At 42.5% G+C, this 17,721-nt stretch carries 15 protein-coding genes; 10 read left to right on the top strand and 5 right to left on the bottom strand.

The features are described 5' to 3' along the window. The first annotated feature begins 3 nt into the window (after window positions 1-3). Genes QQK21_RS16960 through QQK21_RS16940 form a run of 5 tightly spaced genes read left to right on the top strand, consistent with a single transcriptional unit; the run spans window position 4 to window position 5,703 of the window. Window positions 4-1,227: a CpaE/TadZ family protein gene (locus tag QQK21_RS16960; protein ID WP_284193371.1), complete on the top strand. Its 1,224-nt coding sequence runs from the start codon at window positions 4-6 to the stop codon at window positions 1,225-1,227. 27 nt (window positions 1,228-1,254) lie between these two features. Further along, window positions 1,255-2,742: an ATPase, T2SS/T4P/T4SS family gene (locus tag QQK21_RS16955; protein ID WP_284193370.1), complete on the top strand. Its 1,488-nt coding sequence runs from the start codon at window positions 1,255-1,257 to the stop codon at window positions 2,740-2,742. 12 nt (window positions 2,743-2,754) lie between these two features. Next, window positions 2,755-3,723, top strand: a complete 969-nt coding sequence (locus QQK21_RS16950) for a type II secretion system F family protein (protein WP_284193369.1) — start codon at window positions 2,755-2,757, stop codon at window positions 3,721-3,723. Between the two features lies 1 nt (window position 3,724). Next, window positions 3,725-4,672: a type II secretion system F family protein gene (locus tag QQK21_RS16945; RefSeq protein ID WP_284193368.1), complete on the top strand. Its 948-nt coding sequence runs from the start codon at window positions 3,725-3,727 to the stop codon at window positions 4,670-4,672. A gap of 14 nt (window positions 4,673-4,686) precedes the next feature. Further along, entirely contained in the window at window positions 4,687-5,703 is a 1,017-nt protein-coding gene (locus QQK21_RS16940; RefSeq protein ID WP_284193367.1) for a tetratricopeptide repeat protein, read from the top strand. Window positions 5,704-5,716: 13 nt separating this feature from the next. Here the strand turns inward: QQK21_RS16940 and chrA are convergent, their stop codons facing one another. Both chrA and QQK21_RS16930 read right to left on the bottom strand, forming a co-directional pair. Beyond that, window positions 5,717-6,859: a chromate efflux transporter gene (gene chrA, locus QQK21_RS16935; RefSeq protein WP_284193366.1), complete on the bottom strand. Its 1,143-nt coding sequence runs from the start codon at window positions 6,857-6,859 to the stop codon at window positions 5,717-5,719. 117 nt (window positions 6,860-6,976) lie between these two features. Next, window positions 6,977-8,053 (bottom strand): phosphatase PAP2 family protein, encoded by a 1,077-nt coding sequence (locus QQK21_RS16930; protein WP_284193365.1) that lies wholly within the window; start codon window positions 8,051-8,053, stop codon window positions 6,977-6,979. Between the two features lie 246 nt (window positions 8,054-8,299). Between QQK21_RS16930 and QQK21_RS16925 the strand changes: the two genes are divergently transcribed. Further along, window positions 8,300-8,851 carry an outer membrane beta-barrel protein gene (locus QQK21_RS16925; RefSeq protein WP_284193364.1) on the top strand — a complete coding sequence of 184 codons (552 nt, stop codon included), beginning with the start codon at window positions 8,300-8,302 and terminating at the stop codon, window positions 8,849-8,851. A 29-nt stretch (window positions 8,852-8,880) separates the two neighbouring features. Here QQK21_RS16925 and QQK21_RS16920 read toward each other — a convergent pair whose 3' ends face one another. Then, window positions 8,881-9,435, bottom strand: a complete 555-nt coding sequence (locus QQK21_RS16920) for a gamma-glutamylcyclotransferase family protein (protein ID WP_284193363.1) — start codon at window positions 9,433-9,435, stop codon at window positions 8,881-8,883. 269 nt (window positions 9,436-9,704) lie between these two features. On the opposite strand from QQK21_RS16920, the gene QQK21_RS16915 reads away from it, so the two are divergent. Continuing rightward, window positions 9,705-10,889: an NnrS family protein gene (locus tag QQK21_RS16915; RefSeq protein ID WP_284193362.1), complete on the top strand. Its 1,185-nt coding sequence runs from the start codon at window positions 9,705-9,707 to the stop codon at window positions 10,887-10,889. 79 nt (window positions 10,890-10,968) lie between these two features. Here QQK21_RS16915 and dapD read toward each other — a convergent pair whose 3' ends face one another. After that, window positions 10,969-12,003, bottom strand: a complete 1,035-nt coding sequence (dapD, locus tag QQK21_RS16910; protein ID WP_284193361.1) for a 2,3,4,5-tetrahydropyridine-2,6-dicarboxylate N-succinyltransferase — start codon at window positions 12,001-12,003, stop codon at window positions 10,969-10,971. A gap of 297 nt (window positions 12,004-12,300) precedes the next feature. Further along, complete coding sequence (locus QQK21_RS16905; RefSeq protein ID WP_284193360.1) at window positions 12,301-12,909, bottom strand: peroxiredoxin; 609 nt, start codon at window positions 12,907-12,909, stop codon at window positions 12,301-12,303. 198 nt (window positions 12,910-13,107) lie between these two features. Here QQK21_RS16905 and QQK21_RS16900 point away from each other — a divergent pair, with 198 nt between their 5' ends. The 3 genes from QQK21_RS16900 to aceA all read left to right on the top strand — a co-directional run bounded on the left by QQK21_RS16900 (window position 13,108) and on the right by aceA (window position 17,686). Then, entirely contained in the window at window positions 13,108-14,013 is a 906-nt protein-coding gene (locus QQK21_RS16900) for a hydrogen peroxide-inducible genes activator (protein ID WP_284193359.1), read from the top strand. A 671-nt stretch (window positions 14,014-14,684) separates the two neighbouring features. Further along, entirely contained in the window at window positions 14,685-16,274 is a 1,590-nt protein-coding gene (gene aceB, locus QQK21_RS16895; RefSeq protein WP_284193358.1) for a malate synthase A, read from the top strand. Between the two features lie 98 nt (window positions 16,275-16,372). After that, window positions 16,373-17,686 carry an isocitrate lyase gene (gene aceA / locus QQK21_RS16890; protein WP_284193357.1) on the top strand — a complete coding sequence of 438 codons (1,314 nt, stop codon included), beginning with the start codon at window positions 16,373-16,375 and terminating at the stop codon, window positions 17,684-17,686. Window positions 17,687-17,721 lie beyond the last annotated feature (35 nt).

Raw genomic sequence — 17,721 nt, 5'->3', positions numbered from 1 at the left:
TTTATGGGAGAGGCGGTTAAATTATCCCCTAAAGGAGAATGTCCTGTTCGACTAAAAACCAGTCTTACAGTTTGGGTGTTTTACTCATCCGATGCTTTTCAGGTGCATATTAGCCAAGAGTTATCCAAGTGCCAGAACCTCAGCTTCGAAATGATTTCATTTCATGGTTTAGTGGTTAGTAATCTCGTACATTTTGCCCCGCCAGATTTAATTTTTGTTGAAACAGGACCCAATTGGGCACAAAAAATCGTTGAACTTCAACAGTTTGAAGCGCCAGATTCTCATGATTCTGGGCATGATGCTTCTTTGATTGTATTTGGAAATGAGAGTGACAATGGTGCGTTAAAAATTGCGTTGCGCATTGGTGCAACCGATTTTATTTCGGATAAAGCCGTGATAGATGAACTCGCCCCGCTTCTTAAAAATGTAGCGGAAGAAAAAGTAGCGAATCGTCATCTTGGTGAGTTGCTTGTATTCATGAATACCAAAGGTGGTTCGGGCGCTTCAATGATAGCTTTAAATACGGCAATCACTCTTGCAAGGCATCATCCAAACGAAGTGTTGCTGCTTGATTTGGATATGCAGTTCGGAGTTATTGAAGATTACCTTAATATTAATGGTACATACGGTTTAGCTGATGCGATTGCTAATGTGACCGATTTAGACGATGTCTCACTGGGGAGTTTGGTGACAAAGCATGACTCCGGTCTTCATACCATAGGGTTTAAAAGAGAGAATAGTCACGATAATTTTGAAAAAGCGCAACACATGAATAAGCTTATTCCAGTGCTTAGGGAGTGTTATCCGTACGTTATTGTGGATATGTCTCGTGGTTTGGATCGCATTTTTTCATCCGTTATTTCCCCTGCCACTAAAATCTTTCTTATTACGCAACAAAATCTTGTCGCGTTGAAAAACACGACACAAATAATGAAGTTACTCACCTTCGAGTTTGGAGTGGCGAAAGAGCATATGGAAGTGGTCGTGAATCGGTATGAAAAGCGTCAGTCAATTAAGCTAAAAGACGTCGAAGATACGGTTGGGCACGTCCAAGTCTATACTATTCCCAATGAGTTTAAAATTGCGTTAGAGAGTGCGAACTTGGGAAGGCCTTATATCCAGTCCAAACACAATAGTGCAATTGCTAAGTCAGTGAAAAAGCTGGCAGCATCATTACTGCCTGATCAAGAAGAACAAAAAAGGTGGTTTAAAAAGCTGTTTTCGTAACTCTTACAAACTCTAAAGGGGCTTTATATGCTTTTTAAGCGCAAAAATATTAACTCTGATTTGCAACAAAAAGTCGCTGAAATAGAAGAGCAGCAAAGTCTTAATGCACCACAAGGACAAGCAATTCCCGACACAGAGCAGGCGGAAAAGGAACCTCAAAAACAAAATTCTGAGTCTCTGCAAGAACGCAGAAAGCTCGAAGCTGAAGCCAAAGGGCACGCGGTTGAAGAAGCAAAGAGGCAACTTGAACAAGAGTTAGCTGTGAAACATTATTATCATCAAAGATTACTAGAAACTTTGGACTTAGGGCTTTTGGCGAGTTTGGAGCTTGATAGAGCTAAAAAAGAACTTCATGATGCGATAGTTCAATTAATGGCAGAAGATAAGACTCATGCTTTAGGAGCTGAAGGTCGAAAGCACGTTATCCAGCAAATTGAAGATGAAGTCTTTGGGCTAGGACCTCTAGAGCCATTACTTAACGATGCGACAGTCTCCGATATTTTAGTTAATGGTCCCAAAAACGTGTTTGTAGAGCGTCGCGGTAAACTTGAACTCACGCCTTATACCTTTCTCGATGAGCGCCATTTACGCAATATCCTTGATAGGATTGTTAGCCAAGTTGGACGGCGAATTGATGAAGCATCGCCTATGGTCGATGCTCGGTTAGCCGATGGCTCTCGTGTTAATGCCATCATACCTCCGTTAGCTCTGGATGGTTCTTCTGTCTCGATACGCCGTTTTGCTGTTGAAAAACTCAACATGGATAACCTGCTCAATTTTAATTCTCTGTCTCCTGAAATGGCTAAATTTGTTGAAGCGGCTGTAACGGGTGCAATGAATGTACTGATTTCAGGAGGTACGGGGTCAGGAAAAACCACCACGCTGAATATCTTTTCTAATTTTATTCCGTCAGATGACCGGATAGTGACCATTGAAGACTCAGCTGAGTTACAACTGCAGCAGCCTCATGTTGTTAGACTAGAAACAAGACCTGCCAACCTAGAAGGAAAAGGCGAGATCACCCAGAGAGATTTGGTAAAGAACGCCTTACGTATGCGCCCTGATCGTATTGTTCTTGGTGAGGTTAGGGGGTCCGAAGCGGTCGATATGTTAGCGGCGATGAATACTGGGCATGACGGCTCTTTGGCAACGATTCACGCCAATACTCCAAGAGATGCCCTTTCTCGCGTTGAAAATATGTTTGCCATGGCTGGGTGGAATATGTCCGCTAAAAACTTGAGATCGCAAATAGCCTCGGCAATTCATTTAGTGGTGCAAATGGAGCGTCAAGAAGATGGTAAGCGCCGCATGGTGAGTATATGCGAAATAAATGGTATGGAAGGAGAAATCATCACTATGTCGGAAATCTTTCGATTCCAGCGTAAAGGGATGGATGCAGAAGGCAATGTGATTGGTAGCTATACGGCAACTGGGGTGGTGCCTCAGTGTCATGACCAGCTCGCGAAGAAAGGGCTGCATCTGCCATTTGATATCTTCAATGAATCATTTTCATAGGGAGAGTAGGGTATGATACAAGACTCCACATTGTTTATTATTTTGCTTTTTTTTGCGGTCGTTTTTATATCACAAGCCTTAATTCTTCCAGCGGCAGGAAGTAAAGCAAAACATAAAGAGCTCTCAGAGCGCTTAAAAGAATCCCAATCAAAACTCGATGAAGAAGCGCGCTCTTTACTCCAAGAGCATTATTTGAAAAGCTTAACCCCTGTTGATAGGAAATTGGTTAAAGTGGCAGCACTTTCATCATTGAAAAAGATGATAGAGCTGTCGGGATATGACTGGAGTCTATCCCAAACTTTGTTGGTGACGTCCATTTTGTCTGTTTGCGCATTTTTCATCGTACTGCTTGTCGGGCAGCCTGTTTATGTGGGCTTAGCTTCAGTTACAGGAGTTTGGTTTTGTTTATATTTTTGGCTCAATAAAAAAATTTCAGATCGACTGGCAGCATTTGAAGAACAGTTGCCAGAAGCGCTAGATATAATGAGGCGTATGCTTCAAGCAGGCCAACCCGTTACTCAGGCGTTTAATGAGGTCGGCGCAGAAATGCCAGCCCCAATCGGTGTTGAGTTTAAAAATACCTTTAATCTACTGAATTATGGCTACGATATGAGAATGGCCATTATGCAAATGGCTGAGAGGACTCCGACGGTTTCAATGCTCGCTTTTTCGAGTGCGGTATTGCTGCAAAAAGAAACGGGAGGGAATTTATCAGAAAACCTTGAAAAGGTATCAAAAGTACTAAGATCAAGGTTTAAGCTGCAAAGAAAAATCAAAACTTTATCCGCAGAAAGTCGTTTATCCGCTTGGATTTTAGTCCTTTCCCCATTCGTACTTTTTGTTTTCCTCAGTTTTATCAATCCAGCCTATGTTGAACCTCTTTACGCAGATCCAAGAGGGATGACACTGGTCAGTGGCGGAGTGGTGAGTTTGTTTATTGGTTCGATGTGGATACGAAACATCATTAACTTCGAGGTGTAGCATGGAGACTTTGCTTAGTGAGTTTGCAGCCTACAATATTGATGAACAAACGCTACTACTTGGCGTAATCCTTATTGCGACAATATTGATCGTCTTCACTATTTCTCTACTTTTTGTCGGTTCTAAATCTCCAATACGCGCTAAATTGGAGCAAATGAAAGACGCAAACAGTGCAAATAAACTCAAAAAGAGCCGCAAATTTGATCATACTCTTGAATCACTAGCGCCTATGATGAAAAGCTCAAACTCAAAAGAGACTGAGAGTATTAGGCACAAGTTAATGCATGCTGGTTATCATGATGCCGATGCACTAACAATATTTTATGCATTTAAAGGGATTTCGCTTATTTTGGGCTTGGCTTCGGCGGCAGCGGTGTATTTTCTTTTTCCTGAAATGTCGATGCTCAACTTTGCGCTGGCCCTGTGTGTCGGTGCTGGTTTATATGCCCCAAATGTTTTACTTAATCGCCTAGTTGAGAAGCGTCAGAAGAAAATCCGTAGTGGAATCGCAGATGCGTTGGATTTACTTGTTGTATGTACTGAATCTGGATTAGGTTTCAATGCTGCACTGCGTCGAGTGGCAGATGAGATCAATATTTCTCATCCCGATTTTGCTGATGAATTGGATACAGTGTGTGTCAAAATTAATGCTGGGGTTGAGATGTCTGATGCGTTTGAGGATTTGATCGATCGTACAGGGCTGACTGAAATTGCAGGCTTGGTCACTATGTTAGCTCATGCGTCACGCATTGGTGGTAGTCTATCTCAGACCTTGCGCGAATACACTGAGGATTATCGGGATAAACGCAATCAAGAAGTAGAGGAAATTGCGGCTAAAATACCCACTAAGATGATTTTTCCGTTGTTGTTATTTATTTGGCCATGCTTCTTTATTGTCGCCATTGGCCCATCGATGCTCTCATTCACGTCAAGTTTAGGAAACGGATAACCAAGGACCCCGTTATGAAAGGACTTCATTTTACTTCGTTATCTTTGATTGTGCTGTTACTAGCGGGTTGCTCATCGAGTCAACCCGGTATAGATACTTCGCTCTATGATGGTAAGCCAATTGATACGTTATCTTCGCAGGAGCCACCTAAAACAGAGCAGGAAGCCATTTCAAGAGGGGATACTGCACTTGCTAGCGGTAATAGTGATCTCGCCTTGTATGAATATATTCGTTCATTGTCTTTTGAAAATGGTGAATACAAAGATCGAGCCCTTTACAACATCGGCCGCATTCATCAGTCGAGAGAAAACCTTGAACTGGCTGAGAAAGCATTTTTATTAGGTGTGAAAGAGAACCCTGACAACATAAAAGCTTTAGAGCAGTTGGGAACTATATATAGTAAAACAGGAGACTTGGAACTCGGTAAGAGTTATTTCTATCGAGCCATAAATGCCGATCAAATTAGGTTTAATAACAACAGCAATATAAACAACAAGAATAGAGAGGATATCGATAAGATAGTTGATCTCAAGGTAGATAAATACTCGCCAGAATACGCCTACATGGGCCTTGGTGTTATTGCCGATATTGACTCAGAACATAAACTTGCACAGGCATACTATAAACAAGCTTTGAGTATTAAGCCTGACTCGATGAAAACCTTGATTAATGTCAGCTATTCGTTTTACATGTCGGGAGATTATCGAAAAGCCCAGCGTTTTGTGCTTGAGGCTCTAAAACAAGAGCCTAACAATGAAAAAGCGCTAAATAATCTTGCGCTTATCTATCTTGGAAAAGGTGAAATTACTCGAGCGGTCAATGTATTTTCAAAACATATGGAAAAACCTGAGGCACTCAACAATGTTGGGTATTTCTTAATCCTACAGGGTAAGCCCGATCAAGCCATTCCATATTTGCAACAAGCGATTGATAGTAAAACGTCTTACTATAAAATTGCCAATGAAAACTTGGAGCGAGCATTAGCCTTGGTTAGAGAGCAATCGTCAGCGGGTGTCTCTGGTAACAATTAATTAGTGCCACGAGTTAGCCGGCGTAATGACTCAAGCTTCCTATGATAATAAAACTGCACACGACCCATATCATCGGCAGTTTTAGTTCTTTGTATAGATAGAACCCAAAAAGAACAAACACAAGATCGCTTGTGCTTAGTATTGCACTCGTAAATACAGGTTGATAGAGTGCGGCTAACAGCAGTCCGACCACGGTCGCATTGATGCCATTCAACGCGCCTGAAATTTTGGGTATTTGAGCAAGGTATTGCCAATGTTTAAGCACGCAAAGAAGGAGCAGGAACCCCGGTAAAAAAACACCTAATGTTGCAACTAACGCGCCTGTAATCGGGGCCTCTGGCATCAGTTGATAGCCTATGTAAGTGGCGAAAGTAAACATAGGGCCAGGTACAGCTTGCGCAGTGGCATAACCAGTCAGAAAAGCATCTTGGGATATCTGATCGCCAACCATATTTTGCAGTAGAGGCAGAACGACATGGCCACCGCCGAATACTAAACTTCCAGCCTGAAAAAAGTCACTAAACAACTGGATAACAGGTGTCGTTGACGTCAGAAATGGCAGCACGATAAGAAGACAAAAAAGCACCAATGGCCAGAGCGAGGGCTTAAAGCTATTATTGGTCTGAGTGCCATTTAAAGCGAGGTACTTTGCGCCAATCATTGCTGCAAGGGCTAAAACAATCAGCTGTGTTGATATGCTGGGAAGTAGGAGCAGTGCAGATGTTGTAGCAAAACATAGACTGACGGTGAGTCTTTGCTTACAGAAGCTGTGATACATTCCCCAGGTTGCATCGGCCACGACGATAACGGCGAGCAGCTTCAAGCTATGAACGATACTTTGGAACAAGGGATTCTGGCTTAATTCACTGCTCAGTAAAGCAAGGCATAGCATGATAATCACCGAAGGAAGCGTAAAGCCGAGAAACGCCAATATCGCCCCAAGTAACCCACCGCGTTTGTATCCAATAGCAAAGCCCACTTGACTCGATCCTGGTCCAGGCAAAAACTGACTTAAGGCCACAAGCTGAGCATACTCTTTGTCATCTAACCATTTGAACTGGTTAACAAAAGTTTGGCGAAAATAGCCTATGTGGGCTGCGGGGCCACCAAAGCTTACCCAACCTAGCCAAAAAAAAGTTTTAAATATAGCAAACATACTTAAAGTGCCGATTTATCAATAATTAACTTACAGCAACACACAATAGAGCAAAATCATGACAAATTAATGATTTTACTATCATAAGTGAGAGTAGATAGCGGTGAACAATTTCGCCTAGTGTGATTGGCTAAAGTGATTTTGTATCCAGCCAATACCTTTCCACAAACACGCCGTCAATATTGCACTTAGGTAACCATCGACAGCGTAATGCCAAGCAAGATGCACTGAGCCGATCTGAATAGTGATTGCGTAGATCCACATTATCAGCCCTAGCTTTTTTTGATGGCGATATGCAGCTATTGCCATTAAGACCGCGATAGATACATGCATACTAGGCATGGCTGAAATGCCTCCGCCAATGGCAGATTGTTGGTTAATATGCAGTTGCCAAAGCGTATTTTGTACATCCAGTGCCCAAAGTTTAAACCAGCCGAGTTGAGTTAACTCTAGGCTTTGCTCTGTCAGCCTTTGCATTAATGGTTGGTAGTAAAGTACCTCTGGATCAAGTAAATGTAAGTAGCAGGGCCCAGCAGAAGATAGAGTGATGGCCCCAATGCCACCAATAAGTAGCCAACTCGAGAGAAAAGTAAGTAAAAATTGAAGCCTCAACCTTACTAAGTCTCGCCTGACGACAAAAAACAGCACGGCTCCCCACATCAACAAAAACCACAGATGATAGAGAATATTTAGCGCGCTGGTTGCGATGGCGCTGCTGAAAATTTGGTGGGTCAGTTGCCAAGGGTCGTAGCCAAAATGCAGCCATTGATCGATATGATAAAACAGCAAATCGTATTGGAAAGGATTGATGTCAGGAATAAGTGGTTTAATAAAGGTATAGCTAGAAAAAGTTAAGTTTAGCACTAGGAGTAAAAGGATAAAGCTGATGGCTTTGTGCGGTGGATTCCCCGCCCTTTTTATGGCCTGAATAAAGTGGTGCAGAGGATGGGGCGTTTTATGATAAGCAAGGTAGAGATAAAAGCCTGATGCCCAGACAAGAAAAGAGACATAGCAAACCTGGAGCAAAGTGGCAATGTAAATCAGGGGATCAAATCTTACAGACGGACTATCAACAAATATACGCGCAAGTAGGTAGACAAGCAGGCTTGTTAGCAGTACGTAAATATACAAAATGCGATCTTGATATAGGGCAATTTTGACCTGTTGCCACTGTGATGAATAGGGTATCTGCATACTTGGCGATATCACTTGATTAAATGCTAATGACCTGTATTAAGCGTAGTGTATTAAAAAAGAGAATTTATAATATATTCAACTATATATTGTGTTTTTGCTGTTGCATTTTTTGCTATTCATAGAATTGATGAATATTATTGTGATGAGAATCAATGTGCATAATGTCAGTTGTTTTTTTACTGTTGGTTTAACTCTATTATTCGCCAGATATTTGTGTTGTAAGTCGAATAATAGGAATTAAAAATGAAAAAAGCAGTTTTAGCCGCTCTAATTGCAGCGGCTTCGTTTCAAGCAGTTGGCTCAGAATATGTAAGTGATGGTTGGTATATTGGCGCCGACGTTATGTCAACGAATGCTTCCGTAGATATTAATGGTTATGATGAGAGGACAACAGGCTTTGCTTTAAATGCAGGTTACAGTTTTGAGCTGTATGAAAACTTTGTAATTGGGGTAGAAGCTGATTTAGCTCATTATGGTGAGGTTGATCACGCTTATGGTGTGACAGAAGATTTTGCCTCGGTAGGCGTTAATATCAAGCCTAAGTATTTTATCGGAAGTAGCGACTTTTATTTAGGTGCTCACTTAGGATTGGGATATTTTTTATATAACCTAGAGACACCAACTGTGACATACAACACCGAGACAGATACCACGCTGACTTATGGTATTGAAACAGGTTATGCGCTAAATAAAAACTGGCTACTTAATCTTGGCTATCGTAAAGCATCACCTGAATTTCTTGGTGTAGAGATAGATTTAGACACCATCTACGGCGGAATCGAATACAAATTCTAAGCCTAACGAAATTTTACAAACTAGGGAGCTTAGGCTCCCTTTAATAGTTTATCTATTAGAGCATAATGATGCTGATAAACACCCGCTAAATGAGTATATTGCGGCTGATGGCGATCATCTTGGCGGGGAAAGTGCCAACCTAAAGTATGTTCAATAAATTGTTTGGCAAAAGGCTCTGAAATTTCTAAGCAGCCGGCGAGGACGGTGTCGACATAGCTTTGCATGATAGGGACTTGTTGACAGGGCGGCTTAGCATTGTTATTCAAATATAGCCAGACGTTGTCATCTGAAGTGATGATCGCATCGCTGCCAATCTGAGAAGGTGAAACTTGGACTCGAGAATAGCTGCGCTCGCGGATATCAAACTCTTGCAGTTCACTTGCCTGGATTTCAATTAACACGCCATTGACTAATCCTTGGCCTTTTTGCACCACGAGAGGTGATAGGGTGTCACTTTTATCAAGTTTACCCCATGTACGCTTAAATCCATGAATGATCGCAGGGTATGCAAGGCCTGTTGCGCCCGTCAATTGCCTTGATGCGGAATTAATTAAGCTGCCATAACCAAAAATATAAGTCGCCACTGCATTGTCCTTTTGTTATTGGCTTACTCTATGGGTGTCACTAAAGATAACAGCTTTACCGGCCAACCTCTTCACTAAATTGAACTTGTCTCATAAAGGTATGTTGATTTTATAGAGTGATTATGTATTTATTGTGTCAATGTGACCTCTCGCATTATTAGTCTTTTTGACATATTTTTTTGCTTTTATTCGAATAAACAAGTAGTTAAATATTGGAATGAAAATTGCTAACTAATAACTCATTAGTTTGTTTTTGCTGAGGGGAATCTGTGCTCAATATTAGTGATAGAAGAACAGAAGACGCAATTATACCCATTTTACGCTTAGGTTTTCGACCTTTTTTCCTCTGTGGCGCTATTTATGCCATAGTCGCTATAGCGCTTTGGGTGTGGATGTTTCACGTAGGGCAACCGAATAGATTGCAAGTTCCTGCGCTTTGGTGGCATGTACACGAGATGTTGTTTGGGTTTTGTATGGCAGTGGTGGTGGGATTTGTACTGACAGCGGTACAGAACTGGACTGGGCTAAATGGAACTAAAGGCCATAGGTTGGCATTGTTGGTTGGCTTGTGGTTATTACCTCGGATGCTGTTTTGGACAGAATCACCTTTGTGGTTTATCGCAACCATTGAAACCCTATTTATTGCCGTATCTGCATATGAAATAGGCACTCGAGTGATTAAGTCGAGAGGATGGCGTAATGCGTTCTTTATTCCCTTGTTTGGTTTGGCCATATTTGCCAATTTAGCGAGCTACGCTGCACTGCAAGGGATTGGCCATTTTTCTGCTTCGGCTGTGTGGCAGGCAATGCTGTGGTGGTTTACGATCTTGCTTTCAATTATGGGCATGAGAGTGATCCCATTCTTTACAGCTCGCCGGCTAGAGATTCCAAAGCCTAAAGCTATTATTTGGCTTGAATTGTTCGCTATCTTGCCAATGTTTGTGTTGTTTAACCTGAGTTTTTTACCTGAGGAATGGGGGAATTGGGATGAAATTCCCATGCTGTTGTCTGGCGCTGCCCATTTTATTATCCTGCTGAGGTGGAAGCCTTGGCGTACCTATCAAGAGCCTTTATTGTGGTCACTGCATCTAGCTTATTTATGTATCCCTATCAGTCTGATATTAAGAGTTGGATTAAATGATGTATTTGCAGCCCATAATATACTGCACTTATTTGCTATTGGTGCTCTTGGCGGTTTAATTTTGTCTATGATCACTCGAGTCACGATGGGACATACGGGACATTCAATTTATCAAGGCCCCAATATGGCCTTTGGTTTTGCTTTCTTAATGGCAGCAGCATTAGTGCGAAGTGTCGGTGTCACACTTTGGCCTGAACACATGAGCCTACTGGTGGACATTACTGGCTTACTTTGGATTTTGGCATTCGCTTCATACGTAACTAAGTTTGGTGCCATGTTGCTGAAAGCGAGGGTGGATGGTTATCCTGGATAATCCCCTAAAAGAGACATTTTGGATTTCAACAAAAAGGCTGATGTATAAACATCAGCCTTTTGGCATTTGTTCGCTGAGTTTAGTTGTTGCTATGTAATTCAGAGTTGAGCTCTACCGCAGTCTTGTTGGCGAGACACTCAATTTGGCCTGTGATTGAGTTGCGACGAAAGAGCAGATCCGATACGCCCGCAAGATCGCGCGCTTTCACTGTCTCCACTTCTTTACCTTGTGAATCCAGCATCAAAACCTTTGAGCCAGCGGTAACATACAAACCAGATTCGACCGTACAGCGATCGCCAAGTGGGAAGCCAAGTCCGGAGTTTGCACCCAGCAATGAGCTTTCGCCGATAGAAACCACAACAGAACCACCACCAGACAGTGTGCCCATAATGGATGCGCCGCCGCCAATATCAGAACCATCACCCACGACAACACCAGCAGAGATACGCCCTTCAACCATGCTCGTTCCTGTCGTTCCTGCATTGAAATTGATAAAGCCTTCATGCATCACTGTGGTGCCTTCACCCACGTGCGCACCAAGACGAACGCGCGCAGTATCGGCAATACGAATACCTGTTGGGACAACGTAATCGACCATTTTAGGGAACTTGTCCACACAATCGACCGATAGGTGACGTCCTGCCAAACGAGCTTCGATTTGACGCTCTGCGAGTTCTGGAAGATCAATCGGTCCTTCATTTGTCCAAGCAATATTGTGCAGTAGGCCAAAAATCCCATCAAGGACAGTGCCGTGAGGCAGAACTAGACGGTTAGAGATAAGTTGCAGTTTAAGAAAACCTTCAGCGACAGAAGCGGGTTTGTCATCAGTGGCGAGAATTACCAAGACCAAAGGCTGATTATTAGATTCGGCCGCTTTTGCTGCAAAAGCGGCGTTGCTCGTATCGCCACTTTTTTCGAATGCTGCAGCAAGCAAAGCACTTTGGCTTGTTGAGATTTCAATAGCTTGATTTCCTTGCTGATAACCAGTGATTTCAGCGAGTGAATCGACAAGTGCGTCCGTTGGCGCCATAACGGGATAGGGGAAAAATGCTTCAATAATTTTTCCATCGCGGTTTTTTGTTGCGCTGCCGAAAGCAAGAGAAAAGTAGGCCATGTGTTGAATCTCCATTGGTTATTCGTGGGGCAAGGAAAATAGCGCTTCCTTGCCAAACAGTATTGAGTTCATCATAAAGAGAGAATTTTCGACTTTAAAGTATCAGGCTAGATAAAGTCTTTAGGTCGATACCTTATGTCTTTTTATCGATATGTTGTCTTTTTGTCTACACTGATTGACGAACGAATATTGGACAGAAACAAAAATAATAAGGGCCCAAACGCTGTTTGGGCCCTTTAAAAAATGGTTCCTTATACCAACAGGTATTTATGCACCAAGTTGTGAAAGAAGCATTTATTACTTGCTTAGGTCGCTTGCGTGCTCAGATAAGAATGCCGCTACACCTTTAGGAGAAGCATCCATGCCCGCTTTACCTTCTTCCCATTGTGCTGGGCATACTTCGCCATGCTTTTGGTGGAAGTTTAGAGCATCAACCATACGTAGCATCTCATCGATATTACGACCAAGTGGTAGATCGTTAACGACTTGGTGGCGTACCACGCCTTCTTCGTCAATTAGGAAAGAACCACGGAATGCAACGCCTGCTTCTGGGTGCTCAACGTCGTAAGCTTTGCAGATTTCGTGCTTAACATCGGCAACAAGAGGGTATTTTACTTCACCGATACCGCCATTTTCGATAGCCGTGTTACGCCATGCGTTGTGTGAGAACTGAGAATCGATAGATACACCGATTACCTCAACACCTTTTTCTTTGAAATCACCGAGACGGTTATCGAATGCAATAAGTTCTGATGGGCAAACGAACGTGAAATCTAGTGGGTAGAAGAAAACCACCGCTTTCTTACCTTTAGTGAATTCTGCAAAGTTGAAGTTGTCAACGATTTCACCGTTACCTAGAACAGCTGCCGCAGTAAAATCAGGGGCTTGACGACCTACTAGTACCATTTTTTTGCTCCTAAAAAGTATGGTTAGTTCCAAACCATGTTGAGTAATTTTGGTTTGGTCTGTGTTTGTGCGAGACAAACTATAGTACAGATTGTAGTATTGAAAAAAGCGAAATAAATAGATTAAGTTAATCGAAAAAAGCGATAGGTTAAAATCTCTGCTTTGATCACTAGATAGCGATGTTTTAAAAATACAATCATGATTAAGTGGCCGAATCTCAAACAATTACATTACCTGATCACCTTGCATGAAACTCGTCATTTTAGCGAGGCTGCGAAAAAATGTTTTGTCAGTCAATCGACCTTGAGCAAAGGTATTCAAAATATTGAAGACTTGATTGGCTGCCCGCTCTATGAAAAAAAAGACAAGAAAAGCCCGCTTGTGTTTACCCTGACGGGTGAGCAAGTCGTCAAGCAAGGTCGTGAGCTGCTTGCCAAAGGGCAGGACTTGGTTGAATTAGGCCGACTTTGTCAAGCTGATGATATGCAAGGGAAACTAAGACTTGGTTGCATTCCAACGATTGCGCCATTTTTGCTATGTGACTTGGTTCAAGAAGTTAATCAGCGTTTTCCCATGCTTAACTTACTTCTTCGAGAAGATACAACCCAGAATTTACTTGCGGCGTTGCGTCATGGAGAGTTGGACGTACTCATCCTTGCCCTGCCCGTTGATATTGATGGGATGGAAAGTAAAATTGTCGGCAAAGATCCATTTAAAATGATCATTAGTCGCCATCAAGCAAATACAATACGAACACCAATCAAGTACGATGAGCTACCTGATGAGTTCGTTTTTCTGCTTGAAAAAGAGCATTGTTTGACTGAACATGCGGTGTCAGCTTGCCAGCTAACAAGTAAAGAAAAAATCAATCCATTCTCGGCAACAAGTCTGCATACCTTGGTACAAATGGTGGCGAATGGTATGGGCGTTACCTTTATTCCTCAAATGGCGATTGATCACGGACTGATTGACAATCAAAATCTGGTTGTTATTGATCCCCCAGAGCAGCAAGCTCATCGACATATAGGCTTAGTGTGGCGACCCAGTTCTTCAAGAGTCAATACCTTTAACCATCTAGCACAAGTGGTATCAGAGCTGCTTTAAAAGCATTTGTTATCGTGTATTTTCCCAAGTGGACTGTTTTTATTAACTGCTTTTCGTTATCTTTTTGGACTTTTGTTCTGATGGTAAACTTTATTTTGTAAAATTTCACAACATATATTTAATGAAGGTTTCATTAAATTGTGAAAGTTGACAATGTGAATTTTACATCCGGATTTGTGTTATCTGTTTAACTCCATCCCGCTAAAACAACTTAATTGTATTCATGCACGTTGACCTTCTATCCATTCTTCTCAAACATTTGTTTTAAACAAAATACTTTCGTGAGCCTTTTTGAAATTAAATTACGTAATTAACATACTAACTGGTCAGTTAATCAATGTGTTACGTGTAAAAGAATAAAATGTTGAATTTTGATTTTCCGTAGTGTGAGGGCTTTTTATTTGAGCTTTGATGTTATAGTTTAACTAGAGTTAATAGGGTGTGTGATTATATTTTCGGTAAATGTCATAACCTTATGCACAACAAATTTAGGACCAAATATAACATAACAACAAAAGGACACTTTGTTGTCTGATAGTTACATATGTAACTCGCATTGTAAGCTGAGTCGTTGGTGTTTGGTTTTAATTATGAGCCTAGAGAAGGTAAGGGAAATGCTTTTTAAAACATCAGCTTCAAAAGAAGGCTGTCACCACTTACAGGAAAATAATGTGAATAAAAGTAGATTAGAAGTGACGGCTCACCTTTCACAACAACATCAAGCTATCTTCTCTGATGAATGTCAACATCTACTGGCTCTGCTGTGCGGGAACTTTGTCGACCAGAACCATGCTCTACTGCTGGAACGGGAAAAATATCAGGCACGCATTGATGCAGGTGCCTTACCTGACTTTGACTTTAGTACTCAAGATATTCGAGAAAATGACTGGAAGATAAGTGGTATTCCGAGTGATCTTATGGATCGCCGCGTTGAAATTACCGGACCAACCGATCGAAAAATGGTCATAAATGCGTTGAATGCCAATGTAAAAGTGTTTATGGCTGACTTTGAAGATTCTATGTCACCAGATTGGGTGCAATTGTTGGATGGTCAAATAAACTTGCGTGATGCGGTTAACGGTACTATATCGTACCATGACCCGAAAACGGGTAAGTATTATCAGCTAGTTGATGATCCTGCTGTACTCATTTGTCGAGTGAGAGGGTTACACCTTAAAGAGAAACATGTACTTTTTGATGGTCAGCCTATTCCAGGAGCTTTGTTTGACTTTGCGCTTTATTTTCATAATAACTATCAGAGTCTTATGAGAAAAGGCAGCGGTCCTTATTTCTATTTGCCTAAGCTTCAATCCTACCAAGAAGCCCAGTGGTGGAGTCAAATATTCCACTTCACCGAGCAGCACTATGGCTTAGATACAGGCACGATAAAAGCGACGGTTTTGATTGAAACCATCCCAGCAGTATTTGTGATGGATGAAATTTTGTATGCGCTTAAGGAGCATATTGTTGGCCTTAATTGTGGCCGCTGGGACTACATTTTTAGCTATATCAAGACATTAAAAAATCACCCTGATCGTATCTTGCCTGATAGGCAAAGCGTCACTATGGATCAGCCTTTTCTCAATGCTTACTCTCGTTTATTGATCCGAACCTGCCATCGACGCGGTGCGTTTGCAATGGGAGGAATGGCGGCGTTTATTCCAGTAAAGGAACCAGAGCAAAATCAACAAGTACTCAATAAAATCCAAACCGACAAATCACTTGAAGCGCAAAATGGCCATGACGGTACTTGGGTCGCACATCCTGGTTTGGCTGAAACGGCAATGAGGGTCTTTAGCCATGTATTGGCAGAGCGAACCAACCAACTGGATGTTACTCGTGAAGATGACGCACCTACCTTAGCTCAAGATTTACTGGAGCCTTGTGATGGTGAACGAACCGAGCAAGGGATGAGGCACAATATTAGAGTTGCGCTGCAATACATTGAAGCTTGGATTTCAGGTAATGGGTGTGTGCCGATTTATGGCCTAATGGAAGATGCTGCGACAGCCGAGATCTCAAGAGCATCCATTTGGCAGTGGATCAAACATGGCAAAACCCTAGATAACGGAAAAATTGTGACTAAAGCGCTCTTTGAACAGTACCTAAATGAAGAGATTACGGTAGTGAGAGCAGAGATTGGTGATGAGCGTTATCAATCTGGTCGTTTCGAAGAGGCGGCGGATTTGATGGCCAAGCTCACGACGAGTGAAGCGCTTAGCGATTTTCTCACCATACCTGGCTATGACTATCTAGATTAGTTACTAACAACGTCAATAACATCGATAATAAACAGCGGAAAAGGAAGTACCGCTGGTATAACAACCGCCATTTGGATCATCAATAGAAGGAAATAGCGATGACAAACTTAACTCGCCGCCAACAAATTGAGGCAATTGAAAAAGACTGGGCAACGAATCCGCGTTGGAAAAATGTCAAACGCCCGTATAGTGCAGAAGAGGTGGTCACTTTGCGTGGTTCTATGGTGCCTGAAAATACCCTAGCTCAGCGCGGAGCAGACAAGCTTTGGTCTTTAGTCAATGGTGGTGCCAAGAAAGGGTATGTAAACTGCCTTGGCGCACTAACTGGAGGGCAAGCGGTTCAACAAGCGAAAGCGGGTATTGAGGCGATTTATCTCTCTGGGTGGCAGGTTGCGGCGGATAATAATACCGCATCGACTATGTATCCAGATCAATCCTTATACCCAGTTGATTCTGTGCCATCCGTCGTCAAAAGAATCAACAATTCGTTTCGCCGTGCGGACCAAATTCAATGGTCAAATGGAAAATCACCGACAGATGAAGGTGGAATTGATTATTTCCTACCAATCGTTGCGGATGCTGAAGCGGGTTTTGGTGGCGTACTGAATGCGTATGAATTGATGAAGTCGATGATAGAAGCGGGCGCTTCGGGGGTACATTTTGAGGACCAACTTGCTTCGGTGAAAAAATGCGGCCACATGGGTGGTAAAGTTTTGGTTCCGACTCAAGAAGCCGTGCAAAAGCTTGTGGCTGCGCGTTTGGCGGCCGATGTCGCGGGAACAAGAACCTTAGTTATTGCTCGCACTGATGCGAATGCGGCGGATCTTTTGACTTCAGACTGTGATCCTTATGATAAAGACTTTATTCAGGGCGAACGCACTCAAGAAGGCTTTTATCGTGTACGGGCGGGGATTGACCAAGCTATCTCAAGAGGTCTTGCTTATGCGCCATATGCGGATCTTATCTGGTGCGAAACTGCGACGCCTTGTTTAGAAGAAGCGCGTAAGTTCGCCAAAGCGATTCATGCTCAGTATCCAGAGCAGCTGCTTGCCTATAATTGCTCTCCTTCGTTCAATTGGGAGAAAAACCTCGATGCTGAAACCATTGCTAAATTCCAGCAAGAGTTATCGGACATGGGGTATAAATATCAGTTTATTACCTTGGCTGGCATTCACAATATGTGGTTTAACATGTTTGAACTCGCGCATGATTACGCGCAGGGGGAGGGAATGCGCCACTATGTTGAGAAAGTTCAGCGTCCTGAATTTAACGCTGCGGAAAAGGGCTATACTTTTGTCGCGCACCAGCAAGAAGTCGGTACCGGCTATTTTGATAAGATGACCAACATTATCCAAGGTGGCGAGTCATCAGTGACAGCCTTAACTGGGTCGACAGAAGAAAAACAGTTCTAAACGTCTTACTGGTCATCGCAATAAAAAGAGCGACC

Source organism: Vibrio zhanjiangensis (assembly GCF_030161235.1).
Lineage (GTDB): Bacteria > Pseudomonadota > Gammaproteobacteria > Enterobacterales > Vibrionaceae > Vibrio > Vibrio zhanjiangensis.
Note: the sequence above shows the minus strand (reverse complement) of the source record. Positions and strands in the feature narration are given on the sequence as shown.